The organism is Methyloceanibacter sp. wino2 (genome assembly GCF_003071365.1).
GTDB lineage: Bacteria > Pseudomonadota > Alphaproteobacteria > Rhizobiales > Methyloligellaceae > Methyloceanibacter.
On sequence record NZ_CP028960.1, the window covers coordinates 1084815 to 1111547 of the forward strand.

Consider the following 26733-nt stretch of genomic DNA (forward strand, 5'->3'; position numbering starts at 1 on the left):
CCCTCTTCGCATTTTCCGGGGCTGATGAGCAACATAAGGGTCTAGTCTATCAAGCCGCGCGTGCAAACAAAACGCAGCCGCGAAAGGGGCTTGATCGCCCTAGTCTCTCGCTCTCAGGGCCCCACAGGGGTGGCGTCTCCAGGCGGCGGCGGGGGCGGCATCGCGGCGTCGGCTTTTGCGCCACCGCTTGTGCCGGCGCCCTGACTAGCGCCGTTGCCGGCCTGGGCCGTAGCCTCGCCGCCGGCCCGAAAAGCCTCGATGTCTTCATGGACTTCTTTGAAGAGGTAGTCCCGTACCCCCTCTTCCCGGGCCACTTCGTCCCAGCCTTCGCGCAAGGCTGCCTGAATATCGTCGGGAAACTCCAGGATCGTGACGCCGTCCTGATTGCTGAAGGCCGTGAGCGCCGCCGACTGCAGGTTGATGCTCTCCGACAACGTGCGCTGGAGCAGTTCCCCGCAGGTACTCTCGATGAGGGACTGACGCTCGGGCCCGAGCGCGTCCCAGCGTTCCTGGTTGATCAGAAACTCGAAGACGGTCGCCGGCTGGCTCCAGCCCGGCTGGTAGAGGATCTTCGCCGCGTCCTGAAGCCCATTGGTGCGGTCCACGACCGGCGTGTAGGCCTCCGCCGCGTCGATCTTGCCCTTCTGGAAGGCCTCCGCGATCTGGCTCCCCGGGACGAGCACCGGCACCGCGCCAAGGCGCATCACCACGCGCGCGCCCAGCCCGAAAATGCGCATGCGCAGCCCTTCCATGTCGTCGACCGAGTTGACCTCTTTCGCGAACCAGCCGCCCGCCTCGGCACCGCCAAAGGCGCAAGGAACCACATGGACCTTGACCTTGGCCTGGTCGTACATCTCCTGATAGAGCGCGCGTCCGTGGCCGCGGTTGAACCAGTCTTGATACTCTTTCGCGTCGGGACCGAAGGGATATCCGCCAAAAAGGCTGGCCGCGGGCAGCTTCGCCGCCCAGTACCCGGCGGTCGCAAAACCCGCATCGACCTTGCCGTCGGAGACCTTGTCCAGGATCTCGAACGGGGCCGTGCCCTCGCCGGGCTCTTTCAGGGCAAGCTGCAGGGAGCCGTCAGAACGCTCCTCGAGGAGCTTGGCCAATTCGCGCGCAGGCGTTCCAAGGCCGGGAACGTGGGTCCCGAAGGCAACGGGGGTTTCGAGGGTGACGACTTCGGCCGGGGCCGCACCGGCCAAGGAGACAGCGGCCAAACACGAACCACCCACCATCAGCGCTTGGAAAAGAACAGTCTTCATCGCGAATCGCCGCCCGCGCCTATCTGATACCAAAGGAGCTTGAAGGTAACGCCGCAAGACCTCAACCCGTTGCTTCCGTTTGGTTTGGCCTTCCGCTATGGTTCGACCAACTTTCCGACGTGCATCAAGTTCTTAGGCTAGGCTTGGCAAGGTCTGGCGCGGGACGGGCTCAATGAACTTCGCCGTTTGGCTGATCGAACGCCCCCGCTGGTTCAAGCGGATCTTTCTGATTGCGAACGACTTCGCGATGCTCGGCATCGCGTTGTGGGCGGCCTATTCCCTGCGCCTGAGCCGCATCTATATCCCCGAGACGTGGCAGACGATGCTGCTCTTGCTGGCCGCGCCCATCATCGGCGTCTTCGTCTTCTATTGGCGGGGCCTTTACAAGCTCGTCACACGCTTCATCGGTCCCTCCGGCACGACGCAGATCTACATCGCCGTGATCATCGCCGCGGTGCTGTGGGCGCTCGTCGTCTATCTGAGCGGCGTCAAAAACCACCCGCGCTCGGTGGTCGTCATTTACGCCCTGATCGCCGCCATCCTGATCCGGCTGAGCCGCCAATGGGCGGGGTCCATGCTGCTCAAGGCGGCGCCCCAGTACGAGCCGATCCAGACCGATGTCCGCAAGAACGTCATCATCTACGGCGCGGGCCCGGCGGGTATTCAGCTGCTGCGCGCGCTCAACGAGATGGAGACCTACCGCACGGTCGCCTTCATCGACTCGAGCCCCTCTCTGGCCGGACAGGTCGTGCACGGGGTCAAGGTCATCCGGCCCGAGAAGATCGGCAAGGTCATAGCCGACGAGAAGGTGGACGAGGTCCTCCTTGCCGCGCCGTCCGCCCTTCGCAGCGAGCGGCGCGTCGCGCTCAAAGTGCTCGAGCAGTATCCCGTCGAAGTGAAGACCCTGCCGGCGCTGGAGGAGATCGCCTCCGGGCGCGTCGAGATCAGCGACCTGCGGCCCATCGACGTCGAAGACCTCTTGGGCCGCGATCCGGTCGAGCCGGACACGGCCCTCCTTGCCTCCCAGGTACGGGACAAGTCCGTGCTGATCACGGGCGCCGGCGGATCGATCGGCTCCGAACTCACCCGCCAGCTCCTGCAACTCGGCCCGAAGACGCTCATCCTGTTCGATGTGTCGGAGCCGGCGCTGTACGAGATATCGCTCGAACTCGCCGAGATGCAGCGCCGCATGCGCGTCGGACCCGGCGGCCCGGAACGGCAAACGACCGTGGTGCAAATCCTCGGCTCGGTTCTGGACCGCGACCTCGTGCGCCGGACCATCGACCAGCACAATGTCGAGGTCATCTATCACGCCGCCGCCTATAAGCACGTCCCGATCGTGGAGGTGAACCCGGCGGTCGGTCTGCAGAACAATACGTTCGGCACGCTCGTGGTCGCCGAGGCGGCGCGCAACGCGGGCGTCGAGCGGTTCGTGCTCATCTCGAGCGACAAGGCCGTTCGGCCAACGAATGTCATGGGCGCCAGCAAGCGCTTGGCCGAGCTGATCCTGCAGGCGCTGGCCGAAGACCCGCACAACACGACCTTCACCATGGTGCGGTTCGGCAATGTGCTGGACTCGTCTGGTTCGGTGGTGCGGCTGTTCCGCAAACAGATCAAGACCGGCGGCCCCGTCACGGTGACCCACCCGGAGGTGATCCGCTATTTCATGTCGATCCCGGAAGCCGCGCAGCTCGTGATCCAGGCAGGTGCCATGGCCGAGGGCGGCGAAGTGTTCGTGCTGGAGATGGGAACGCCGGTCAAGATCGACGACCTCGCCCGCACGATGATCCGCTTGTCGGGTCTCGAAGTGCAGGACGAGGCGCATCCCGACGGCGACGTAGAGATCCGCTATGTGGGCCTGCGCCCTGGCGAAAAACTCTACGAGGAGCTGCTGATCGGGGAAGACACGACCGGCACCGACCATCCGCGCATCTTCAAGACGTCCGAGCCCGTTCTTGCCTATGAAGAGCTGATCGCCGCGCTGGAGCGGTTCGAGAAGGCCATCGCGAACAACGACCTGACCGAGGTCCAGGAGATGCTGCACGCCACCGTCGAGGGCTATGCGCCTGGCAGCGCCACCGCTGCCGCGGCTCCCGGCACGGACGAGTGGCAACCGCAATCGCAAACCCTGCACTGATCCCATGCTCGACGCCGATGTTGTCTTGAGTGCCGCGGTAGTCGGCGTGAGCGCAGCCTTGAGCACGGCGCTGATCTTCCTCCTCAGACCCCTTCTCGTTCGCCACTTGATGGCGCATCCCAACGACCGCTCTTCCCACGTCCAAGCGACGCCCGAGGGGGCCGGCTTCGGCGTCATGGCTGCGATCTTCATCGTCTGTATCGGGCTTCTCGTCGGGACGGCCGTGCCGAACCCGAGCCTCGTGCCGGTTCTGATCGGCGCCGCGGTGCTGACGGTCCTGGGTGGGCTGGACGATGCCCGCCCTCTCCCCGTCTCGTGGCGGCTGCTGATCCAAGGCGCCGTGGCGCTTGCGATCATCATGACGTTGCCCCAGGACTTCCGTGTCCTGCCCGCCGTTCTCCCGGCCGCCGCCGAACGGGCGCTCCTCGTGTTCGGGATCGTTTGCTTCGTGAACGTCGTGAATTTCCTGGACGGGCTCGACTGGATGACCGTGGCCCAGGTGGTTCCCATGTCGCTCGGCATCGCCTGTCTTTGGTGGCTCGGAATCGTGCCCGCAGGCATCGGCCTCCTGGCGCTCGCGCTGCTCGGGGCCATGCTCGGTTTCGCCGTTTTCAACAGGCACCCGGCCAGCATCTTCCTGGGAGACTCGGGGAGCCTGCCCATCGGACTGCTCCTGGCCTATATGCTGATCTGGGTCGCGGAGGCGCATCTCGTCTCGGCCCTCCTGCTGGCGCTCTACACCATTGCCGACAGCGCCCTGACGTTCTTCCGGCGCCTGGCAAACGGCGAAAAGGTGACGGACGCGCATCGCTCCCACTTCTATCAACGGGCGACGGTTGGCGGCTTCCGCGTTCCGCAAGTCACCACGCGCATCTTCCTGCTGTGCGCGTGGCTCGCGGCGCTGGCCATCGCGGCCGCCCTCAGCCTGTCGCTGATCGTGGATCTGGTGACGCTGGTGCTCGGGGCCGGCGGCGTTGCGATTGTCCTGACCGGCTTCGCACGGGGGCGCTGAGCGGCGATGCGCATCCTCGTCACAGGCGCCACCGGCTTCATCGGCCAAAGCCTCGTCCCGGCTTTGGCCCGACAAGGCTTCTTCGTTCGGGCCGCGGCGCGGGATCCGTCCCTTCTTGCCGCCGGGCCCAATATCGAGCCCATCGCGATGCCGGATCTGTCGGGCCCCGCCGATTGGTCCGCCGCGCTCGACGGTGTCAGCCACATCGTCCACCTCGCCGGTATCGCGCACGCGCCCGGCACGCTGTCCGACGATATCTACACGCGCATCAACACCGAGGCCGTGGCCGAGCTCGCCGAGCAAGCTAAGGGCAAGATCGAGCGGTTCGTGCTGATGTCGTCGGTTCGTGCCCAGGCGGGCCTGTCGTCGCCGACCGTCATCACCGAAGCGGACACACCTGAGCCTACCGAGATCTACGGTCGGACCAAGCTCGAAGCGGAACGCCGTGTTGCCGCGAGCGGCGTCGACTACACGGTGCTGCGGCCCGCGGTCGTGTATGGCCCCAATGTGAAAGGTAACATCGCCTCGCTGGCCACCATCGCCAAGACACCCATGCCGCTCCCGTTCGGCGGGCTGGACAACCGCCGGTCGCTGCTGTCGATCGACAATCTCATTGCCGCCACCGTCCACGTTCTCCAGACGGAGGAGACCCGCAACGAGACCTATCTGGTCGCCGACGCCGAGCCGATCAGCGTGGCCGGCATGGTTGCCGCCATGCGCGAGGGGCTGGGGCGCCCGCCGCAACTCGTCAAAATGCCCCACAGGGCCATTCGGCGGCTGATGAAGTCGTTCGGGCGCGAAGCCGACTGGGAACGGGTTTGCGGCACGTTCGAGATCGACCCCGCCAAGTTGATGGCGACGGGCTGGAAACCCGAGGTCGACAGCGCCGAGGGCATCAAGCAGATGATGCGCACGCCCCAGAAGCCGGCATTTTAGCTCGCAATCAAACGCCCATAGAGCGCAGCCGTTTCCTGGCCGATCGCTTGAGACGAGAACTTCTCTTCCGTGAGCCGACGGGCCTCGGCGCCATAGCGCTGCCGCAGGCTTGAATCGCGCGCGAGTTCCAGCATCGCCTTGGCGAGGGCATCCGCGTCGTCGACGGGCACCAGGAACCCGGTCTCGCCGGGAATGGAGATTTCCCGGCAGCCGGGAACGTCCGTCGCCACCATGGGCCGGCCGCAGGCAGCCGCCTCCAGCAGGCTCTTGGGCAGGCCCTCGCCCCCGCGCGACGGCTGCACGGCGAAATGGGCCTTGCTCCAGATCTCCCGCACGTCCTTCACGTGGCCGAGCCAGTCGATCCCGTAAGCCGACGCAAACTCCCGCAGCTGCTCGGGCGCGAGCGACCCGGGATTTTCCGGATCGCAGTCGCCCGCGAGGAGCAGGTGCAACTCGGACGGCTCGCCGTTCGCAGTATCAGCCGTGGCGCGCCGGAAGGCCTCGACAAGCGTCAGTACGCCCTTGTGATGAAGCATGCGGCCCACGAAGGCGGCCGTGACCGTGCCCTCCGGTTCGGGCAGCGGCTGATACTTGTCGATATCCACGCCGGATCCGGCGATGATCGTGACCGCCTCGTCGGGCACACCGAGCCCCGCCACGAAGGCCCGGTCCTCCGGGTTCTGGACGACGGTGATGGACCGCTTGCGCCGCAAGAGGCGGCTCAGGGCCATCACAACGAGCTTTCGGGTCAGCCTGCTGGCCCCGCCACCGTCCACGAAGAGCGCGCCCATGCCGGTCAGGCTGTTGACGATCGCGACGTCCCTGAGGCCGAAGGCCGCCAGGGTGCCGAGCAGGACGGGCTTCAGAGCCACGTTGTGAACGAGATCGGGCGCGACCTCGCGAATCAGGCCCCGCAACTCCAGAACCGCCGAAAGGCTGTCGCGCGCGGAGATGCTGCCCCGGCTCCAGCTCAAGTTGTGCGGGACGAAGCCTTCCGCCTCGATGGCCGCCGCGCCGTCGGGGATCCGGGCGGCCACATGGACCTCGTAGCCCGCCTCCTTGGCCGCGCGCGCCATGGGCAGGCGGTGGGACAGGAAATACCAATCTTCCGTAACGATGTAGAGGATGCGCGGCGCCATGGCTCATGCTTTAGCCGCTTGCGGAGCCTGCCGCAATTTCGCCGTGACACCGGATTTTTCTCGTCTCCGACACTTGTGGCGCCGAGGTCACGCTGGGGCATCACAATGTTGGGAAGCCGCGGCGGCGTCTGGCGTTGCGCGGCAAATCGCTGTAAACTTTGCACCGATAGCGCCCGGAATCCGGGTGGCATTGGGCGAGACGGGGTTCGCCGGACGAGGGATGACACTGATGCGTGCTTTCTATCTAGCGCTTGTCGCCGCTTCGAGCGTGGCACTCATGCCGCTCAGCGCCGGTGCTTTTGAGATTCAAGGCGAGGACGCCGAAATTCCGAAGAGCGCAGCCGAGCATCTTGGCCTGTCGCCGAACTACAGTATGCCCCAGTTCGAGGGCAGTTCGCTGGCCATGCCGTTCGCCAATAACGGCGAAAGCTCAGCCTTCGCATCGGATTACGGCAACGGCATCGCCATTCCGGCCCCCGGCATCAGCCAGCCCACCCCGGCTTGGCGCTCTGGGCCTTTCTTCCGCTAGAATTTTTTCTGACGGCCTTGTGGCGTTCGCGGGATCGCACGCGCGTGTGACTTGCTGCGCGCACGCCCTCGTGTGAAACAGCCCGGGCCATGCAAGACCTAATCGCCCTTCAACGCTGGCTCTACGAAGGCATGGCCAGCGGGCTGCGCGATGTCGCAAGTGGAAGCTGGCCGGCGCTCGCTGCCGCCATGGCCGCTGCCGTCCTGTTCGGCGTCCTCCACGCGATGATGCCCGGGCACGGCAAGACCGTGCTGTTCTCCTATCACCTCGGCCAAAAGGGCAGCCTGCTCTCCAGCATCGCCAACGGCGCGATCCTCGCGCTTACGCATGTGGGGATAGCCATCTTGCTGGTTCTTGCAGGCTTTGCCGTCATTTCGCGGGCCTTTGCTTATGGCGGGCGCACACCCCAGTTCGAACTGGCGAGCGGGATCTTCGTGGTGGTCATCGGCGCCTATCTGGTTTGGCGGGCCGTCCGCCGCGCGGCGCCGGATGACGCGCAAGCCCAGTCCCCGCGAAGGGGGCGCACGCTTGCCTTCGTCACCGGTCTCGTGCCCTGCCCCCTGACGACATTCATCATGAGCTACGCGCTGGCCCGCGGGCTCCTCGCAGCAGGGCTTGCCGTCACGGCCGCGATGGCGGCGGGGATGGTGCTGACCATCTCGGCCGTCGCCGTGCTGGCTACGCTCTCCCGCGAGCGGCTCCTGTCTTTCTTCTCGCGAACGGAAGGCGCGCGGCGCTGGCTGGGGCGCGTGCTGGAGATCGGCGGCGCGGTCCTCGTTGTCCTGTTCGGCGTCTGGCTGGTCCTGGGCGCGCAAACGGCCTAAGCGCTACTGCGCGCTTCGCTGCTCCATGACCTGCTTGGTCAAGGCCTCGACCAGCGACTTGACCTCGGGATTGGCCGGGTCCGCCTTGGCCAGGCGCTGCGCATAGACGAGCGCGCCCTTCAGATCGCCTTCCGCGCGGGAGTAGTTCACGAGCGCAGTCAGGACATCCGCATTTTGGGGGTGCCGCTCAAGGCCCGACTTAAGAGCAGCGATCGCCTCGGCACGTTTGCCGATCGAGTTGAGCCCCACCGCATAGACGTACGTGTAGCGCACCCGATCCGGCTCCAGTTCCGCCGCTCGTGCCAGTTCCGCGATGGCCTCGTCGGACATCTTCTGGCGGACCAAGGCCAGCCCCAGCGCATGGTGCAGCCCCCCGTCATTCGGCGATAGGCGTAACGCTTCACGCAGGACTGCGATCCCCTCCTCGTCGCGCCCTTGCGCGCGGTACAGATCGGCTAGATTGACGGCACCCGGCGTGAAATGCGGGCTGAGATCGAGGGCCGTCTTGTAGGCGCTCTCCGCCTTGTCGAGCTCTCCCTTGCGGATGTAGTAGCGCGCCAGCAATGACTGGGACTCGGGCCGGTCCGCATTCAGCATCTGCGCGGCCACGAACTCCTTCTCGGCCTTCTCGAGACGCGTGCGGTCGGCCTCCGACAGGTTCGGCTCCGGCGTTCCGGCAAGCAGGAAGCCTGCCCCGCCTCGCACCCCGCGAACCGGATCGTCGAGGAGCGGTGCGATGAGCGGCCAGAGCTGCTCCCCGGACGCGGTCTCCAGATGATCGAGGGCCGCGAGCCGCACAAGCGGATCGGGATCGGACAGCCCTTTGCGAACGACGTCCCCGGTCCGCTCGGACGGATACGCCGTCAGTTCCTCCACGGCGCTTGCGCGAACGAAGGCCGGCACGGCGTCATCCTCGGCGACGGCTGCGAGCAAGGCCGCGGCGTCGGGGGCGCTGGTCCACGCCGCATGGAAGGCCGGACCAAAGTTCTGATAGCCCTTGCGCTCAGGTCCATACCAATCCTCGATGGATTTGGCAGCCCACGCGGCGGTCTTGTCCGTGTGACAATCGGTGCAGGCGTTGTCGACACCGAGTATCACCGACAGGTCCGGCCGCGGCACGCGGAAGGAATGGTCGTGCCGCGTGTCGATGACCATGAACTCGCGCGCCGGCATGTGGCAGGAAATGCAATTCGGCGCGTCGGCGCCTTGGTGATGGGTGTGGCTGGGCTCCGCGTAGCTTCCCGCGTGGCACTGCGTGCAGACCTCCGCCGCCGGCGCGCGCAGCCTTGCGCTGTGCGGATCGTGGCAATCGCTGCAGGTGACACCCGCCGCGAACATCTTGGACTGTTTGAACTGGCTGTAATTGTAGACCTCGTCGAGCATCTGCCCGTCGGCCTGGAAGAGACCGCGCGAGATCAGCGCCACTTGATGGCTGTCCGCAAGAGGGTGGCCCGGCACGAACGCCTCGGAGAGGATCCCACGGCGCGCATGACAGCGTCCGCACATCTCGACTTCCTTGCGGACACTCATCGGCGGCGCGCTGCGCTTGGGTTGTTTCGTCTTGGGGTCCAGGGACCACGAGACACCCTTCCGTTCGTCGAAGCGGACCAGGAGACCGAGCGCGTTGTCGTCGGCCGATGCCTTGGCACCCTCTTCGGCCCAGACGACATGCGCCGAGCCTTCCCCGTGGCAGGCCTCGCAGCCGACCGTGATTTCCTTCCAGGTCGTGTGGTAGCGCTTTGTCTTGGGGTCGTAGTTCTTGGCGACGCCGGTCGAATGGCACTCGGCGCACATGAAGTTCCAATTCTGATTCAGCTTGGTCCAGTGCAGCGGATCGTCGTGGCCGATCTTCTCGTCGGGATAGAGGTGAAACCAGCGCTGCCCGCCTTCCGCCGCGGGCCGGCTGTCCCAGGCGATGGTCAGCGCCTGTACGCGCCCATCCGGGAACTCGATGAGATATTGCTGCAGCGGATCGAGGCCGAACGTGTATTTGACCTCGAAGGTATCGAGGATGCCGTCAGGCCCGTCGGTCTCGACGAAGAACTTGCCGTCTTTCTTGAAGAACCACGACGTCGTTCCGTAATAGTCGAACGTGGTGCCGCTAAAGTCCCCCAGCACCGTGTCCACTGTGGCATGGGCCATGGCATGGGCGTGCTGCGACGGCTGCCACAGCGTCCCCACCTCTTGGTGGCACCCAATACAAGTCTCGGTGCCGACGAAACTCAACTGGCTGGACGAACTAGAACCGGGGTCGCCCGCGCGGTCGGCGGTCGCCGCTGGCTCCGACGCGAGGATGTTCGCGATAAGCCCGATGGCCAGAACGGCCATGGCTGCCAGCGCGGCGACACCGATCAGCAGGAAGAGTTTCGACCGCAAAGGCAACGCCGGACCATCGGCGCGCGCCGGCGCGTCGTTCGACGGCTCACTCATGCCGGAAGTCTTGCGTCGGCTGTCCAAAATGGCTCCGCTCGTAGGGGCGCGTCAGGCGGCTAAGGATAGGACATTTCCACGAAGAACGGGCAGGCGCTAGCACCTGCCCGTTGCATCAAAGTTCTCTGGTCCGGCAGCGCTCTGCCGGCCTTTGTAACCGAGCTAGAAACTGTCCACGCAGTCGCCCGTCAGAGACAGCGTCGCATCGGCTGTGGTGATGCCGGCGCGAATCTTACCCGTCTTCTTGGAGATGGCCGCGCTGAACGAGCGGGGCGACTCTTTGTTCTGACCGATCCCATGGAAAAGGAGGACATCGCCCATCTCCTCCATGTTGCTCAACTCGATCTCGCGCGGATCGCTGCCGATGTCGTCCGACGTCATGACTTTCTTGTCGAAGTCGAACTTCAGCACCGGCGCGAGGTTGGCGAAGTCGAGCGACACCCGCTTGCAGCCAGCCACTTCCACGCATTCATACACGTCCGTGACGGCGCACATATAGGTGCCCTCGGCGGCGGAAACGGTCGCCGGAACCGCAAGCAGACAAATGAGCCCGAGGCCCGATTTGGAAATCATCGATCGCATGGTCTGAGCTCCTATTGGGTAACGACGTAGCCGCGGCCTTCAAGGCAGAGCGCCCCGGCCTTGAGATAGTCAGCATAAAGTGCGTTCAAGCGGCGAACATCGGCCGACGTGCGCGTGTTGCCGAAGCCTCCAGCCGTCCAGCGCGGATCGGTGCCGGCGGACGCTTCGTTCAGCGCGGTCGAGACCTCCATGATGGTCCGGGTCCGAATGCCGGCTTGCTGAGCCGCGAACGTCGCGGTGGGATCGAAATTCGTCTGCTGAACCGCCCATTCGTGGCAGGCGACCCGGTCCTTTTTGACTTGGGCGTCAGTCGCACCCTCCTTGTAGACCAGCAAGGCCTGAGCGTTGGCGACGGGGGCGATGACGACGACCATCAGCACGGCCGCGACACCACACAAGACGTGGCTCAATCGTTTCATAGGATCCTTCTCCTTGGGCAGCGCCGTTACGACGCCGATTTGCTCGGTGCCAACCCGACACCATTGCCGGACACCCCCTCCGAGGCGCCCAACCCTACCGTTGCTATATCGCCTAGTCCGAGACATTGGGCAACGCATGTTTGGGGCCGCACGCGCGGGCATCGGCTGCCTCGCCGGAATTTGTCCCGTAACGGCTATTCTTTCGAAGGAAAGACCTGACCCCAGTCGTCCTTCATGTCGACCACGATCCAGCCGTTCTCGACGGCCGCATCGAGTGCCTTGTCAAGCCGGCCCACATCGGAATCGCGGTCATAAGCATATTCGCGTTCCGCATCGGTGTGATGCACGATCATGCCGAAGCGGGATCCATCGCCCGCCGTGGTCCATTGCAGCATTTGGAAATCGCCGTCTGAATTACCGGCGGCAAAAATCGGACGCTGGCCGATATGCTCGGTGATGCCGATCGGCTTGCCGGTCTTATCGTCGATGAAGTTGACCTCGGCCAAGCGCGTGACGGTCGGTACGCCGTCGACGACGTCATACTTGGTCTTGATGCTGGAGCCCACGACTTGCGCCGGTGGGATTCCGTAGACAGGCTCGGAAAAGTTTCGCACGAACTCAATGCCGCCGCCGGACACGATATAGGTCGCGAAGCCGTTGTCGCGCAGATAGGACAGCAGCTCGAGCATGGGCTGATAGACGAGCTCGGTATACTTGCGCTGAAAATGCGGGTCCTTGGTCGCCGCGAGCCAGTCGCCGACGATTGTCTGGAACTGCGCCGGCGTCATGCCCGCATGGCTCGCCATGACGAGCTCCAGCAGTCCCTTCTCGCCCGAAGCGGCGAGCGTCTTCATGTCGCCTTCGATGGCGGCCTTGAAGGGCTGTTTGTCCTTCCACTCTGGATGTTCGGGCGCCAGCTCCTTCACGCGGTCGATCGCGAAGATCAATTGCGTGTAGGCGGGCTTCTCCACCCACAGCGTGCCGTCATTGTCGAAGGTCGCGACACGATCGGCGGGCGGCACGTAGTCGGATCCGCCCTCCTCCGTCACCTTCTCCACGAAGCCGACGATGGCGTCCTTCGTCGGACCGTCGTTCCACGACGGAAGCGGGTCGGTCGTCTGCGCGTGTGCAGCACCGGCCAACACCATGACTGCGGTGGCGATCGGGATCAGAAGACGCTTCATTTCAATTCTCCAGATTCAAATGAACTGTCTCGGATGAACTGTCTCAGACGAAAAAAGAGACCGCCAGTGCTAACTGACGGTCCCTTGAAAGTCTAACGGATCAGTTCGAGCCCATGCCCGCTTTCAGTTGCTCCTCGATTTTGCTGAGGTTGAAAGCACCAGGCGTTTGACTGGGCGGGTATTCCTGCATGGTCTGCAGGAATTGAGCCGCCAAGCCTTGCATCGGTACGAGCACGAATGCTCTGTCGAGCACCCAGTCGTTGTAGGTGTTCGAGTTGTGTTGTGCGCGTTCGAACGGATCGCGGCGCAGATTGAACACCAGAGGGACCCGCAACTCGACGAACGGCTCGCGCCAGACTTCAAACGCCTTGGCGCGATTCTCCAGGAACACGGCCTTCCAAGGCTTGTAGCGGATGGCGACGATCTGCCCGTCATCGTTGACATAAATGAACTCATCGCGCGGCGATTCCTCCGCGTCTCCCGTGAAGTACGGCAGCATGTTCATGCCATCGATGTAGTTCTTGTAGGTTCGGCCCTCCATTTCGACACCGCCGGCAAGCTGTTCCTTGACGTCGGGGTTGCCTCCAACAGCGGCGAATGTCGGCAGCCAGTCCTCATGCGAGACAATGCCGTTCAGGGTTTTCCCGGCGGGGAAGTGTCCCGGCCAGCGCACGAAGGCCGGTACACGATAGGCGCCTTCCCAGTTCGAGTTCTTCTCGCTGCGGAACGGCGTCGTGCCGCCATCCGGCCACGTGTTGAAATGCGGCCCATTGTCGGTCGAGTAGAAGACGATGGTGTTGTCGGCGATGCCGAGGTCATCGAGCAGCTTGAGCAACTCACCGACTTGCATGTCGTGCTCGACCATGCCGTCTTGATACTCATTTCCGGTCTCACCCGAGAGGCCGCGATGTTCTTCCTTCACATGCGTGCGGAAATGCATACGCGTGGCGTTCCACCACACGAAGAAGGGCTCACCTTCCTCCACAGCATTCTTGATGAACTCCTCCGCCGCAACGAGCGTCTCCTCGTCGACCGTCTCCATGCGCTTCTTGGTGAGGGGGCCGGTGTCCTCGATCTTCTGGGTCCCGTCCTCGTGCGCCCAGGAGTGGATCACACCGCGCGGCCCGTACTTCTCGCGGAAGGCGGGGTCCTTGGGATAGTCCGGGTGCTCCGGCTCTTCTTCCGCGTTCAGATGGTAGAGATTGCCGAAGAACTCGTCGAAGCCGTGATTGGTCGGCAGATGCTCGTCAAGGTCGCCCTGGTGGTTCTTGCCGAACTGGCCGGTCTTGTAGCCGAGGCTCTTCATCACCGTGGCAATCGTCACATCTGACTCCTGCCAGCCTTCCTTTGCGCCCGGAAGTCCGACCTTGGTCATGCCCGTCCGGACCGGCACGTTGCCGCCGAGAAATGCGGCCCGGCCGGCGGTGCAGGATTGCTGGCCGTAGTAGTCGGTGAAGGACAGACCTTCATTCGCGATCCGGTCGATGTTCGGCGTCTCGTACCCCATCATGCCCTTGCTGTTATGGCTGATGTTCCAGATGCCGATATCGTCGCCCCAGATCACAAGGATGTTGGGTTTGTCAGTCTTGGTTTCGGACTTGGCGCTTTCGCTTGCCTCGCCGGTGTCTTGCGCAAAGGCGGGTGGTGCAGAGACTGTCACGGACAGCAAGGCCGCCACTGCCGTCACAAGGCCGGCTCGAGCGAGGCCTCTTATTAGCAGTTCCATGGGACGCTTCTCCTGTACTTGTTCTGTCGGGCCGTTGAATTCTCTTCTGACCCAATTGGTTAGTCGGGCTCTGATGACCAACTACACGTAGAGTGTAACCGTCGTTTGGCGGTTTCTCTAATCGGGATTGAGGGCGCAGCCTTGTCAGTTCGCGACAGCAATGCCTTTCAAGAGAGCCGCATTCCGACCACAGAGGAAACGTCCAAGAGAGGTTCGAGGTTGCGTCCGTGCACGCGAGGCGAAGCAGAGCGTAACCGCTCGCCTGTGACCGCCGGCGTTACCAGCGGAGGGCGACCTCGGCGATGGGACCGTGCAGCCAGGCACTGATGCCAACGTCGCCTCTCGGCGTCTGGTCCTCGTAGCTAAGCCACAAGGCCTTGTACCCGAGCGAGGTCGTCGTATCGAAGCCCCACAACGTCCCCTCGATGTCGTAGGTCAGCACGATCTGGCTGGAGAGACCCTCTTCGACGTTGTAGCCGCCGAAGTCCCCGGTGGCCGTAACGGAGTGGCCGTTCCCGAAGTCGTGCTGAAGGCGCAAGGCGATGGTGGGATCGACCCAATCCAAATTGTCCGTTCCGACAAAGGCGAACTGATCGTTGAACTGCTTGCCGTCGATCCGGAGCGCGTGCCGGAGCAGTTCCAGCCGAAACTTTTCGACCGCCTGGAGCGCCGCAAGGGCCTGACCGCGATCGTCGACGCGCTTAAGCCGCTTCTCGAGCTGGGCGACGCGCCGTTCGCGTCCCTTGTCCCCTGCGCGAATGATCTTACGGTCCAGATCCTCCCGGCGCACGTCATTCAGGGCGGCGAGCGCCTGGAGCCGCTGTTCCTGATTCTCGATCTTCTGGATCCGGCGCTCGATGGTGTTCGCGAGCTTGCCCAAGCGAACCTGAGCCGCGGCGTCGATTTGTGCCTTGATCCGAATCTCCTGCTGGATGAAGCGCATGCCCGCGCCGACCTCGAGCGTCGTATTGCCCTGCTCTCCGACGAAGTCGGCCACCTCGTAGAAGCCGCCGAACTGATAGACACCGAGCGAATAGTCCGTCTCGGTTGGTCCCGACACGCCGACTTTCAGAATGGGAATGGGCTCGGCCTCCGACGCGAAGTCGTTGCCGAAAGCGAACTTCGCGTAGAGCGCGTCGCCCCAGAACGAGAACTTGCCCCGGCTGACTTCGAAATTGACCATGACCGGGGGCGCATCGAAATTCTCGATGAGGTCGATCGGTGTCGCGTAGATATTGAAGTCTTCGCCATTGGCGTCGGTGCTGCCCTGCACCCACGGAAACCAGCCGTAGAATCCGCCTGTCACGGTCCACTCGGAGGGAGACGACACAGTGTCTTCTGCTTGAGCGGCTAGGGGCGATAAGCTGCCAATGAGCAGGCCCCCGATCAGGCTCAAACCGACGCTACGCCACATGACAGCTCCCCAATATCGCAATCAGGGAGAGTAATGCCGCTTCGACCTGTCGTTGATCGAATTTCCGCAGGCTCGCGGGATTCCTGAGGACTGTTGCATGGAAACAACAGCTTAGGACCATTGTAAAAACCGAGACGGGGCACGCCGTTGCCGGCGCACCCCGTCACGTCTCCTCGCAGTCCTCTGAGCTGCGTTCCTAGTTCTGGAAGCGCCCGAAGCCGTGCTTCTTGATCCAGGCCTTCACCGCCATTTCGCCAATGGGGATCGTGTCGTAGATCGGCGGATTGTTGGACATGAAGCCGACCTTGAACTGGGGCGGATACTCGAACAGCTCCTTCAAGTACCAGCCGCCAGTCTCGCCCAACGGCACCGCCATCGGGATATGACGGACGCCGACCGAGACGTCTTCCTGCGGGTTGGTATAGAGATTGACCACGACCGCACCGCCGGTGTCGGTGAAGACAGACCCGGAAAAGCCCCCCGTATAGCCGCGCTTCATGATGCCGTCCTCGATCTGGCCCGTGATCGTCGCCTTGAACTCGTCGATCCGGATCGCGGAGTAATACTGGTTCATCGTGTAGATGCGGCTGCGCCGGGCCGACAGCCCCTTGTCGGCGACCAGGAAGGCCGCTTGGTCGACACCGTCGATATAGGTCTTGTCTGAGAAGAGCCCAGCAAGCTTGGCACCGGGATAGCCTGCAAGATGCAGCGCCGTCGGCAAGATGTCCGCCAAGTCGAACAGTTGATCCGACTTGCGCGACGGGATCATGCCCTTCCAATAGACAAAGGTCGGCACACGGACGCCGCCTTCCCAGCTGGACCCCTTGCAGCCCCGGAACGGGGTGCGGCCGCGCGGCGGAATTTCACACTCCGGCCCATTGTCCGACGTGAGAATCACCAGCGTGTTCTCCGCTTCGCCGATTTCCTCCAGCCTCTTCATGAGGCGGCCGAAGACATAGTCCATGCGCACCATGCAGTCCGAGTAGACCGTGCGCGCCATGGAACGGCCCGCCCACTCGTCCGACGGATAGTTGTCGAAATGGCAGCCGCGCGTCGCGTGATAGAGGTAGAACGGCTTGTCGGAGCCCTTCATCTTGTCGAGGAAAGCCAGGCTGACATCCATCCAGTGGGTATCGAGATCCTTGATGTAGTCGAGGTCGATGAGCTTGCCGTTCTGACACTTGTCCTTGTCGGCCGGCGTGCAATGCACCTCGTAATGATTGAAGTTGTCCTCCTCCATCATCTTGAAGCGATCCGGCGATAGCGCGACTTCCGGATTGAAGTAGACATCGCGCCACTCGGTGTACATGTCAGACACGCCGAGAAAGCCGATGTAGTCGTCATAGCCGACGTTCTGCGGCAGGGAGCCCGTGTTCTCGCCCATGTGCCACTTGCCGACGCCCTGGGTCACGTACCCTTCCTTCTGCAGGAGCATGGGCATGGTCGTGGCGCCATCGAGCCCCCCGGCCTCGCCGTACATCGGCGGCCGCAGAATGCCGTGATGCAGCGGGTTCTGGCCCGTATGGATGGTCGCGCGGGTCGGCGAGCAGGACGGCGTGGAGTAGGCCGACGTGAGAATCAAGCCCTCCGCCGCGTATCGATCCATCTCGGGCGTCGCGTTGCCGACGGAAACGCCGCCGCCGTTGAAGCCAGGATCCATCCAGCCGACGTCGTCCAGGAGGAAGATCAGGATATTCGGCTTCTTGCCCGTCTTTTCGGCCAGCGCCGCCAGCTTCTCGGCGGCGTTCTCCTCGAGCTTCTCATGCCGGATCACCGGGTACATGTTCGGGGCGGGCTTTTTGGCATCGAGATGCATGTACTGTTCAGGATGATTGTAGCCGGGGGCGGTCGTCGGCCCGGTCGTCGATCCTCGAATATTCGATTGTGCGGCAGCAGCGCCGCCGATCAGGCACAGCAGCGCGGCCGCGCAGAGCCCTGTCGAAACTTGCCGGAACATGGAGCCTTCCTTTCGGGTGGACTTGATGGCTTTCGGGGGAAACCGGATCGCTGGCAGAACCACCAAGCAATCCCGGCCAAATCAGTCGCCAAGCGGCGATTATCGTGGCCCATTTCGCGAGATCAAGTGACGAACGCATAAACGTCCACGCACTACCGCTGGATGAGCGCTCGGAGGCGTGGGTTGGATCGGGATCAGGCGCGTCGGCTTCTTCTCATCGTGACATTTGGAACCGGCAAGCCGTGCTTGATTTTCCACGGCTTGTCTGCGCAGATGCACTTGGAAATTGCCGGAATCGTCTCCAGTCGTTTCAGAAGGATTGCGAGCGTCATGAGCGACATCGACGTCGAAGTGCTTGAGAACGGTCTTCGCGTGACCCGGCCCGGAACGTCCTATGCTTTGACGTTCCAACGTAACGCTCAGTGCCGCATGCTCGAAGCCAGCGAACTTCTGACCGCACCGAGCATCAGCGGCCAAGAGGCGTCCTTCGCGGCCGAAGCTTGGAAGGCCGCCTACACCGAAGCCAAGGCTCTCGGCTGGCTTTAGCCCCCGCCTCGCGGGTCTCTTCCCACACCACAACAGCTGCGCGGACCTATTCCGAGCGCCGCACTGCCCGCCTCACCGGGCATTGGGGCCGATTCCTATGGACGCGCGCGATTTGCCGAAAGGCAGCCCCAAACGCAAAGACCCCGGCCGGGTTTCCCTGGCCGGGGTTGGCATTGCCGTAGAGATAGACTGCTTAGCTACCTCGTCGTCAGCTGCTTAGCCGAGCTTCAACGGCTCAACGACGACGGCCTTCTCGTGGTGGCCGAAGCAACCGCCCAGGCCGAGCGTGGCAGAAACGATGATCGCAAGAGCGATGAACATGCGCATGGTTGGATCCCCCAAAAAATTCCCTGCAGAATCGACAGTTGATGGGACTCTTATAGCCCAACCCGGGGCCGGATGCTGTGCCCTACATGTCACAGTCGCCGTTTTTTGAGTGCTGGCGCCCCACGGGGCCATAAGGCGCCCGGCGGACCGCCGGTGTTTACGAAGCCGTAAGCCTTAGGGCCGCCGTGTGGCGCGGTAGGCGGCTAAGGCCCCAGAGTTGCCCGGATTCGGTCGAGCCCCCGCCCCCTTCACCTGCCAGAAAGAGACAAATTGAGGGAGGGGAGTAACGAAATGTCGATCCTATCGCTACTGACCAGCGTGGTCCTTGTTGGCCTGGTCTACGGCTTGAGCTTTGTACCGTCTGCGACTTTGACCCGATCCGACGACGAGATCGAGTTTGATCAGATCGAGAGCGTGGTCTCGGCGGACGACAGCACGTCGGAAGACGCCACCGGCGGCCGCGCCTAGCAGGCGTCTTGATTTGCCCTACCGCGCTTCGCGCTGCTTGAGGGCACGACCATTGGCCCTATCGCCTAGCGGCTGCATGAGGGCATGACCTGTGCGCTACCGGCCTTCGGCCTACTTGAGCGCTTGATTATTGGCCCTATCGCCTAGCGGCTACATGAGGGCCCTACCAAGCCACGCGCATGCCGGCCTTGCCGCCGAGGCCTTGGACGTCTTCGCCGAAGGTATAGTCGACCTTGGCGAACACGGCGGTGGTCTGGGAGAAGTTGAACAGGTTTACGCCGGCCGAGAGTTCGCCCCAGACATCGTCCAGATCGTCCTGGAACTGGAAGGTGGTGCCGGAGGAGACCAGCGTGGCGGCATTGTCTTCCGCGAGATTGCCCCAGAGGCTCGCGATCAGGAACGGCTCCATCATGGTGCCTTCCCAGGCCTCCATGGTGGTGCCGACACGGCCGCCGATGCGGCCTCTGACATTGGCGTCGTCGGAGAAGCTGACCTTGTTGCCGCCCACGTTGAAGCCGTCGATATCGGCCCAGGCGATCTCGATCGTCGCCAGCGGCTCGAAGAAGGCCCCGCCGGTGAATGAACCGAAGCGGTAGCCGGCGTCGGTTCTGAGGCCCACCGTGGTGGCGTTCAGGCTGTCGGGGAAGCCGAGATTGGGCGTGTCGATCTCGTAGAGATGCACGTTCAGCAGCGTATCGACGAAGAGGCCGTCTTTGAGATAGGTGGCATAGGCGCCGACTTGGCCGCCGGAGAAGTTGAAGCTGTCGGCGAGACTGTCGTAGTCGAGGCCGGCGCCGACGAAGCCGCCGAGCACGCCGAAGACCAGCACGTCGCCTTCCGAGAGTACGTCGTATCTGCCCATATCGACGCCTATCTGCAGGTCGACCGTGGAGAGCTCGTTGTCGAGATCGTAGTCGTAATTGCGCCCATAGGCCGAGGTGGTGGCCGAGCCGTTGCGATCCAGCCGCGAGCCGCCGCCCTTGATCCACACGCCGGGTGTCAGGCCATTTGAAGAAGGCTCAGCCATGGACTTGGCGCCGGCATCATAGGCCGGGGCCCCGCCCCCGTTCAGCACCACACGCAAATCCGCCGTCCTGTCGAACCAGGTGCTCGAGGTCTCGTGCCACAGATCCTGGGCCGCCGTCAGCAGCTTGGGCAGCATATGAGCGGACGCGCCCGCAAAGCTGCGCAGTTCCCAGTATCCGGAGCCCGTCGGCACGAAGTAGAGGTCGTAGTCGAACAGCCCTGTGTCGATGGGTCCGTCCGCCATCACGAAGTTGCCTGCCTGCGGGGTCTGCCCCTCCACGAACACGACCGGGATGCCTTGCGAATTGAAAACGCCCGGCAGCGTGCTGGTGTTGTTGACCATCACCTTGGTCACGCCCGACACGTCGCCGTCGACGATGAAGTTGTCCGCCTTCGAGCCGGCCCCGCGCAAGGACGCGTCCACCGCAAGATAGCCGCCGCCTTCGAATTTGAGGTCCGCGGACCCCGGCGTATTGGCGATGGTGAATTTGTCCCCCACCCCGCCGTCGACCAGCGAGATCGCGCCGCCGTTGTTCTTGAAGGTCTCGAGGCCCCGGAAGCCACTCATCTCGCGAGCGTTCGCGTTCGTCGCGGCCAGAACAGTGGCGCCCCCCTGGTTCGAGAACACATCCTCGCCCCCGCCGAACAGAGACGTCTTTTTGGTCTCGAAGATACCGCCCGCCCGGTTGACGAAGCGGTCGCGCTGCTCCGTGAGCTTCACATAGCCAGTGATGTGCCCGGCGTTGAAAATCGTGGCGGTTCCCTGGCCGTAGACGTCGATAGCCAGGTGCGAGGACGCGCCGATCTCGCCCGTGTTCGTGATGGTCGTCTTGTTGGCGTTGTAGCTGTAGACGAAAATGCCGGTGCTTAGCGCACCTTCCGCATAGACCGACCCCGAGTTGGCGATGGTGACGGGGCTGTTCAGGCCGCCGCTGTCGGCCCAGATGCCGGTCGCGTAGTATTGCGTGGCGCTGGTGCGCGCGGTGATGTCACCGCTATTGGTGATCGAGATCGGGCTGTCGTCCCAGTACGTCCGCGCGTAGATACCGGTTGCGTATTCTCTCGTCGCGGTAACGTCGAGGTTGCCCCGGTTCGTTATGCTGATCGCGCTGCGGTCGCTGCCGCCAAAGAAGAAGCCCGTCTCCGCAAAGATGCCATTGGCGTAATCCCCGCCGCGCACCGTCAAATTGCCGCTGTTGTAGACCGTGATGGAGCTGTCGTCGTTCCGGGTCGTAGCATCGATGCCTTCGGCACCGTTCTGCCTCGCTGTCGAAACGATGTCGCCGCTATTGATAATCTTGATGGCACTGTTCTCGGCGGTGGTTTCCGCATCGATGCCGTCGCTCCAATCGTCCGCATCGACCGTCAACTTCGCGGTATTGATGATTGTGACACCGCTTCTCGGACCGTCCGTGCCGCCATAGATGCCGTCGGCATCGCCGTTCGACGATTTCACATTGATCTCGCCGCTGTTGGCGATCCAAATCGGGCTGTCGCGGTTTTCGGCGTACGCAGCAATGCCGGCCATATCGTCACCGCCACCGCGGACGGTGATCGCCCCCCTATTCGTAATCGTGATCGGGCTTTCGTTGCCGTTCGCGTTGACTTCAATGCCGCGGTTTTCGTCGCCATTGCCCCTGACGAAGAGCGTTCCGGTGTTGGTCACGACGACAGGGCTGAAGTCGTTGTCGGTAAGAACGTCAATGGCGTCGGCAAAGGTGCCCGCGATAGACGTTATGTCGGCCGTATTGCGGACTGTGATTTTTGAATTAGCGCCATATGTTGCGGCGTTGATGCCCTCTGTTTCGTCATTTGACGATTTGACGAAGAGGGTGCCCGTATTGGTGATGGCGATCCCGCTGTTCTCAGCGTTCGAAAGCCCATAGACGCCATAGACGTCACCATAAGAAGACGTCGCCCTAATATTGGCCGTGTTGTTGATCGTGATAGGGCTGTTTGTGCTTAGCGCAAACGCATTGATGCCGAAGACGGGATCGGGATCACTGCCAACGACGGAGATTGCGCCGCTATTGGTGAGGTCAATGCGGCTCTTGTCGCCATCGGTAGCGGCAAAAATCCCTACGCTACCCCCGGCAAGCGCGCCAGAGTTCGTAATGACGACAGTACTGCGGTCGCCGTAGGAATAGCCGTAAAGGGCAAACCCTCCTTCCAGATCGACATCGCCCGTATTGGTGATGGTGATGGCGCTGTCGTCGCCGAAGGTGGTGATCCAGGTTCCGCGATACTCGCCCGTGAGATGGGCCGTGTTGTAGAAATCGATCGTGCTGCCAGTACCCGTCGTGCGGACGTAGAACGGCAGCGTGCCCTCTATGTCTATGTCACCCGTGTTGTCGACGTCGATAATGCTGCGGTCACCGGTTGTGAGGATATCGACCGCTCGACCGCCTGCAGATGTGAGGTTCCCGCTATTGTCCAGGAAAATGAACTCATCGTCATCGTCCGTCTCTAATTCGATGACGATGCCGCCATTTGCGCGATCGAAGTCATTGACGCAATCAATGGCGCCTACAGGCGGGACGATCGAGATGGGCCCCGTCGTCCCCGTGACGCCGGGATCACCGGGCAGGCACGTCGCTTGCGCGGCGGCCGGAGTCGGCGCGCTCAACGCTGCGATCAGCAGCGTGGAAGCGAGCGCCGTGCCCAGTAATAGCGAACGGCGCGTCGCGGGCGTCACACGGGGATGGAGAATGTTGGGGGCGGATTGGCGCACGGCCGCGCGCCCGGCACGCCTCAGCGTGCGCGCGGACGGCGACCGCCTCGCTGAGAATCTACGGCCCACGAACCCCCCTGCCGATCGGCGCGCCCTATCGCGCCAGTCGTAATCCTTGGTCTGACTGTATCCAACCGGCGCTCCTCAAAACTAGTGCAGGAACGCAACACTCGACTGGAGATTGCGCCGTCGTGGCTGCCGCAGCGGGGAGATCGTCAGCCCTCGGCCTTCCTCTCGGAAACGCAGAATGCGCTGGTCCTTCAACGGGATGTCTCAATACAGGGGCAATGTTGCGTACGGATTGCCGCCGGGCAGGGCCTCGGCCGTGCCACACCATACCTTGAGGAGGTCGGAATGCTTTTCATGTGCCATGTCACGATGCAGCCCGAGGACCGCGATGAGAGTATTGGGCGCTTCATGGAGAATGGGGTGCCCGAGGTCCCCGGCGTCAAGCTGAAGGGCGTCTGGATCTCGCTCATGCAGCAGGAGACGTTTATCCTGATCGAATCGGACAAGCCGGAGGCCGTGGCGATGCTGTTCGAGCCGTGGACAGACCTGAACGTCCACGATCTCATCCCGGTCATGGACTTCGACCAGTTGAAGAAATTCCTGGAAGCCAAAGGCTAGAAGACCGAAGTCTAGGCCGCCGCCAAGCGCGCGCGGCTTACGGCTTTATCGGCGCGGGGCCCTTCGGCTGATGGGCCCCACTGGCTTGTGCGCCATTGACATGTGCGCCATTGACCCGGGCCGCTCCGTTTTGCGCGGATGCCACCGCGGCCTCTTCCCACTGCATCCGGGCCTCGATCGTGGCATGGGCGTCTTGCGCCGACTCCCTGAGTGCGGCGTCGAACCGCTCGAGATCGCCGACGACGCCCTTGGCCATCTCCACATAGGTCTGGTGGACCATCAGCAGGCGACGGCGCAGTTCGTTGTTGAGCGCTCGGTAGGCGGCGGTCTCCTGCTCCTGGGCCGCAAGGCGCGTGCGCAGTTCATTGCGCTCCGACACCAGTTTCTGAACGGCGGCCGCGCCTGCGAGGGCGGCATTTTCTACCGCCTGGTCGGTGGACAGTTCCAAGTGCTGCGGGTGGCCCTGGTGCGGGCTTGCGCCATTTGCTCGTGAAGCTTCGTTCATCGTCAGTCCAATCGTTACTAGGGGACGAAGGAAAAACGGCTCCGCGCTCAAGGCGTTCCCGGCTCGGTGAAAGAATCTGGCCTACCGGCAGCCAGGCCTAGACGCCCCCTGCCCCTTGCACCGGAAACTCGGCCTTGATCTTCCCGAATAGCCGGTCTCGAACCCCGCGATAGGCGTCGAGAATCATATCGCGGGGGCCGGTGGCCAGCGTCGGGTCCGGCGTCGGCCAATAGACCACGTCGATGGCGTAGCCCTGTGCGATTTCCAGCGCCTTGTGCTGGGCTTCCGGCGCCAGGGTGACGATGCGGTCGAAACCGAGGTCATGCAGATCGTCGATGGCCCGCGGCACGTGATCCGAAATGTCGATGCCGATCTCCTCCATGACCGCGATCGCGAACGGGTCGGGCTCTCCCGCCCGGACGCCGGCGGATTCCACGTAGATCCGCCGTCCCGCGAGATGGCGCAACATGGCCGCGGCCATGGGCGAGCGAACCGCATTGCTGGCACACGCGAAGAGGACGGCGCCGGGCAGGTCCCCGCCAGCGCTCACGGATCAGCCCTTCCAGTGAAGGGCGCAAAGAAGCGTGAACAGTCGCCGCGCGGTGGCGATATCCACCGTGACCTTGCCCTTCAGGCGCTCCATCAGGAGCTGGCTCCCTTCGTCGTGCAGTCCCCGGCGCCCCATATCGATCGCCTCGATCTTGGAGGCGGGCTGGGTCTTGATGGCCGCGTAGTAGCTGTCGCAGATCAGGAAATAGTCCTTCACGATGCGGCGGAACGGCGACAGCGACAGCATGATCTGCTGCAGCGCGTTGCCGTCTTCATCGGAGATCGCGAACACAAGCCGGTTGTCGGCCAGCGACAGATGCAGCGTGTAGGGACCGTCCTGTCCGTCGCCTTCCAGAAGAAAATTGTTCTTTTCCAGGAGGTCGAAGATGGCGACTTCGCGCTCGTGCTCGACTTCGACGCTGTCGCGGCCCAGCGAAGCCTCGTCCAACGTGACGGCAAGCAAGCGTGCGGTGTCCGGAAAAGGGCTGTCGGCGTCCGTCTCGGTCATAATCAATCCGGCAGGTTGAGCCTGATGCCGACGGATCGGCGGTGAGCGTCGAGCCCCTCGGCCCGGGCGAGCGTCATAGCCGCGGGCCCGAGTTTCTTGAGACTCTCGGCGTCGAGCTTCAGCAGCGACGTGCGCTTCATGAAATCAAGCACACCGAGGCCCGATGCAAAACGGGCGCTGCGCGCGGTCGGCAGGACGTGGTTGGTGCCGGCCACGTAATCGCCGATGACCTCGGGCGTGTAGCGGCCGACGAAGATCGCCCCGGCGTGCCGGATTTCCTCGGCCAGCGCGTCCGCGTTCTCCGTGGCGATTTCCAGATGCTCCGGGGCAAGCCGGTCGGACAGCGCCGGGGCCTCGGCGAGGCTCCCGACCAGGATCACCGCGCCGAAATCGTCCCAGCTCGCCCGCGCGGTCTCGGCGCGCGGCAGCGTCTTTAGCTGGGCCTCCACGGCAGCAACCACGTCCTCGGCAAAACCCGCATCGTCGGTGATGAGAATGGATTGCGCAGCGGCGTCGTGTTCGGCCTGGGCCAACAGATCGCTGGCGATCCAGGCGGGATCGTTCTCTTTGTCGGCGATGACGACCACCTCGGAGGGCCCCGCGACCATATCGATGCCGACCTGGCCGAAGACCTGCCGCTTGGCCGCGGCGACATAGGCATTGCCGGGGCCGACGATGGTCGACACGGGGCGGATCGTTTCGGTGCCGAAGGCGAGCGCGGCAATGGCCTGCGCGCCGCCCACCCGGTAGATCTCGTCGACACCCGCGAGCGCGGCCGCCACAAGCACCAGGGGATTGAGTTCCCCGCGCGGCGACGGAACCACCATGACCAGGCGCTCCACGCCAGCGACCTTAGCAGGCACCGCGTTCATCAGAACCGAACTCGGATAGCTGGCGGTGCCGCCCGGCACGTAAAGGCCGGCCGAGGAGACTGCCGACCAGCGCTGGCCGAGCTCGACACCCGTGGCGTCGATATAGCTTTCGCTCGCCGGGAGCTGCCGGCTGTGGTGCGCGAGGATGCGCTCGTGGGCGAGCTTCAGCACCTCGACCGTGTCCTCTTCGACAGCGGCGAGAGCGCCTGCGATATCAGCTTCCGTCACGGCGAGGCCGGCCTCACGAAGATCGAGCTGATCGAATTTCTGCGTGAAATCGATGAGAGCCTCGTCGCCGCGCGCGCGCACATCGGCGATGATCTTGGCCACGGCGTCGTTGACGTCCGCCGAGGACTCGCGCTTCATGCCGAGCAGTTCCTCGAAGCGGGCCGCGAAGCCGTCCTCACGGGTATCCAGCATCTGAACCATAAGACCTCAAACGCCCGCGGCTTTGGAGCCGTTTGACTCTGCGTCGGCGGACATCGTGGCGTCACCTTGGGAATCGACTTCAGGCTCCACTTGCGGGTCGGCTTCCGGTGCTCCGTCAGCTTCGCCCTCGCTCGGGTGTTTCGGCTTGTTGCGCGTCCGCCAGGCGGGGCCCAGATCGCGCATCTCCGCCTCGATGCACTCCACGTCGAGCTGCACGGTCACGTCGCCCGCGAAATACAACACGACCCGGCCGCCGGGGGCCTCGCCCTCCTCGAAGCCAATCGCGAGCAGAGACAGGACGCGGTCCTTGTTCTGCGGGGCGAGAGCCTTGTGGCGGGCGCCGAGCACCCTGTCGAAGCGCAGCGCCGTGCGCAGCCGGCGAAAACGCTCTCCATCGGCATCGGTGGCAGCGGCGCTCTGCCAATCGAACCGGTTCAGGACCGCCGCGAAGCGCTTCTGCGAGGGCAAATAGGTCATATCGCCGACCCGCACGACCGCGTCCTGGAGTTGCGAGGACACGACCTGCAGGTCCTCCGCGTCGAGAGCGAGCAGCTTAAGCGTCGTCATAAGAAGAAATCACCGGTAAGAGCATAA

23 protein-coding genes are annotated in these 26733 nt (G+C 63.5%); 8 read left to right on the plus strand and 15 right to left on the minus strand.

Features of this window, described 5'->3' with window-relative positions; translation table 11 throughout:
* Positions 1–113: 113 nt before the first annotated feature.
* Positions 114–1262, minus strand: a complete 1149-nt coding sequence (locus DCY11_RS05050; protein WP_108681571.1) for a TRAP transporter substrate-binding protein — start codon at positions 1260–1262, stop codon at positions 114–116.
* Positions 1263–1434: 172 nt separating this feature from the next.
* On the opposite strand from DCY11_RS05050, the gene DCY11_RS05055 reads away from it, so the two are divergent.
* The 3 genes from DCY11_RS05055 to DCY11_RS05065 are packed head-to-tail and all read left to right on the plus strand — an operon-like array spanning position 1435 to position 5347.
* Entirely contained in the window at positions 1435–3399 is a 1965-nt protein-coding gene (locus tag DCY11_RS05055; protein ID WP_108681573.1) for a nucleoside-diphosphate sugar epimerase/dehydratase, read from the plus strand.
* A 4-nt stretch (positions 3400–3403) separates the two neighbouring features.
* Positions 3404–4411, plus strand: a complete 1008-nt coding sequence (locus DCY11_RS05060) for a glycosyl transferase (protein WP_159079813.1) — start codon at positions 3404–3406, stop codon at positions 4409–4411.
* 6 nt (positions 4412–4417) lie between these two features.
* Positions 4418–5347 carry an NAD-dependent epimerase/dehydratase family protein gene (locus DCY11_RS05065; RefSeq protein ID WP_108681577.1) on the plus strand — a complete coding sequence of 310 codons (930 nt, stop codon included), beginning with the start codon at positions 4418–4420 and terminating at the stop codon, positions 5345–5347.
* On the opposite strand, the gene DCY11_RS05070 is transcribed toward DCY11_RS05065, so the two are convergent.
* Positions 5344–6486 carry a glycosyltransferase family 4 protein gene (locus tag DCY11_RS05070; RefSeq protein ID WP_108681579.1) on the minus strand — a complete coding sequence of 381 codons (1143 nt, stop codon included), beginning with the start codon at positions 6484–6486 and terminating at the stop codon, positions 5344–5346. The two genes, DCY11_RS05065 and DCY11_RS05070, sit on opposite strands and share 4 nt — an antisense overlap.
* 229 nt (positions 6487–6715) lie before the next feature.
* On the opposite strand from DCY11_RS05070, the gene DCY11_RS05075 reads away from it, so the two are divergent.
* Together DCY11_RS05075 and DCY11_RS05080 are read left to right on the plus strand one after the other, a co-directional pair.
* The gene (locus tag DCY11_RS05075; protein WP_159079814.1) at positions 6716–7015 is read left to right on the plus strand and encodes a hypothetical protein; all 300 of its coding nucleotides are present in this window, start codon (positions 6716–6718) and stop codon (positions 7013–7015) included.
* Positions 7016–7104: 89 nt separating this feature from the next.
* Positions 7105–7839: a nickel/cobalt transporter gene (locus DCY11_RS05080; RefSeq protein WP_108681583.1), complete on the plus strand. Its 735-nt coding sequence runs from the start codon at positions 7105–7107 to the stop codon at positions 7837–7839.
* A 3-nt stretch (positions 7840–7842) separates the two neighbouring features.
* Here the strand turns inward: DCY11_RS05080 and DCY11_RS05085 are convergent, their stop codons facing one another.
* The 7 genes from DCY11_RS05085 to DCY11_RS05115 all read right to left on the minus strand — a co-directional run bounded on the left by DCY11_RS05085 (position 7843) and on the right by DCY11_RS05115 (position 17551).
* Entirely contained in the window at positions 7843–10269 is a 2427-nt protein-coding gene (locus DCY11_RS05085) for a tetratricopeptide repeat protein (protein ID WP_108681584.1), read from the minus strand.
* Between the two features lie 162 nt (positions 10270–10431).
* Positions 10432–10851, minus strand: a complete 420-nt coding sequence (locus DCY11_RS05090; protein ID WP_159079815.1) for a hypothetical protein — start codon at positions 10849–10851, stop codon at positions 10432–10434.
* Between the two features lie 11 nt (positions 10852–10862).
* Positions 10863–11270: a hypothetical protein gene (locus tag DCY11_RS05095; RefSeq protein WP_141701854.1), complete on the minus strand. Its 408-nt coding sequence runs from the start codon at positions 11268–11270 to the stop codon at positions 10863–10865.
* Positions 11271–11464: 194 nt separating this feature from the next.
* Positions 11465–12454, minus strand: coding sequence for an HAD family hydrolase (locus DCY11_RS05100; RefSeq protein WP_108681588.1), 990 nt, complete (start codon positions 12452–12454; stop codon positions 11465–11467).
* A 100-nt stretch (positions 12455–12554) separates the two neighbouring features.
* Entirely contained in the window at positions 12555–14180 is a 1626-nt protein-coding gene (locus DCY11_RS05105) for an arylsulfatase (RefSeq protein ID WP_108681590.1), read from the minus strand.
* 277 nt (positions 14181–14457) lie between these two features.
* The gene (locus tag DCY11_RS05110; protein WP_159079816.1) at positions 14458–15486 is read right to left on the minus strand and encodes a hypothetical protein; all 1029 of its coding nucleotides are present in this window, start codon (positions 15484–15486) and stop codon (positions 14458–14460) included.
* Between the two features lie 304 nt (positions 15487–15790).
* Positions 15791–17551: a sulfatase-like hydrolase/transferase gene (locus tag DCY11_RS05115; RefSeq protein ID WP_108683682.1), complete on the minus strand. Its 1761-nt coding sequence runs from the start codon at positions 17549–17551 to the stop codon at positions 15791–15793.
* A 330-nt stretch (positions 17552–17881) separates the two neighbouring features.
* Here DCY11_RS05115 and DCY11_RS15440 point away from each other — a divergent pair, with 330 nt between their 5' ends.
* Complete coding sequence (locus tag DCY11_RS15440) at positions 17882–18097, plus strand: hypothetical protein (RefSeq protein WP_141701856.1); 216 nt, start codon at positions 17882–17884, stop codon at positions 18095–18097.
* A gap of 618 nt (positions 18098–18715) precedes the next feature.
* Complete coding sequence (locus tag DCY11_RS15445) at positions 18716–18892, plus strand: hypothetical protein (RefSeq protein WP_159079817.1); 177 nt, start codon at positions 18716–18718, stop codon at positions 18890–18892.
* A 163-nt stretch (positions 18893–19055) separates the two neighbouring features.
* On the opposite strand, the gene DCY11_RS05125 is transcribed toward DCY11_RS15445, so the two are convergent.
* Entirely contained in the window at positions 19056–22649 is a 3594-nt protein-coding gene (locus DCY11_RS05125; protein WP_159079818.1) for a hypothetical protein, read from the minus strand.
* 354 nt (positions 22650–23003) lie between these two features.
* Between DCY11_RS05125 and DCY11_RS05130 the strand changes: the two genes are divergently transcribed.
* On the plus strand, positions 23004–23276 hold the full coding sequence (locus DCY11_RS05130) for a DUF3303 domain-containing protein (protein ID WP_069443034.1): 273 nt from the start codon (positions 23004–23006) through the stop codon (positions 23274–23276).
* Between the two features lie 37 nt (positions 23277–23313).
* On the opposite strand, the gene DCY11_RS05135 is transcribed toward DCY11_RS05130, so the two are convergent.
* The 5 genes from DCY11_RS05135 to DCY11_RS05155 all read right to left on the minus strand — a co-directional run bounded on the left by DCY11_RS05135 (position 23314) and on the right by DCY11_RS05155 (position 26706).
* Positions 23314–23781 (minus strand): hypothetical protein, encoded by a 468-nt coding sequence (locus DCY11_RS05135; RefSeq protein WP_159079819.1) that lies wholly within the window; start codon positions 23779–23781, stop codon positions 23314–23316.
* 97 nt (positions 23782–23878) lie between these two features.
* A complete protein-coding gene (locus DCY11_RS05140; protein WP_108681600.1) occupies positions 23879–24331 on the minus strand; it encodes a low molecular weight phosphatase family protein in 453 nt (150 codons plus the stop codon).
* A gap of 3 nt (positions 24332–24334) precedes the next feature.
* A complete protein-coding gene (locus tag DCY11_RS05145; protein WP_069443036.1) occupies positions 24335–24838 on the minus strand; it encodes a UPF0262 family protein in 504 nt (167 codons plus the stop codon).
* Positions 24839–24840: 2 nt separating this feature from the next.
* Positions 24841–26139 carry a histidinol dehydrogenase gene (gene hisD / locus DCY11_RS05150; RefSeq protein ID WP_108681602.1) on the minus strand — a complete coding sequence of 433 codons (1299 nt, stop codon included), beginning with the start codon at positions 26137–26139 and terminating at the stop codon, positions 24841–24843.
* A gap of 6 nt (positions 26140–26145) precedes the next feature.
* The gene (locus tag DCY11_RS05155) at positions 26146–26706 is read right to left on the minus strand and encodes a DUF2948 family protein (protein WP_108681604.1); all 561 of its coding nucleotides are present in this window, start codon (positions 26704–26706) and stop codon (positions 26146–26148) included.
* Positions 26707–26733 lie beyond the last annotated feature (27 nt).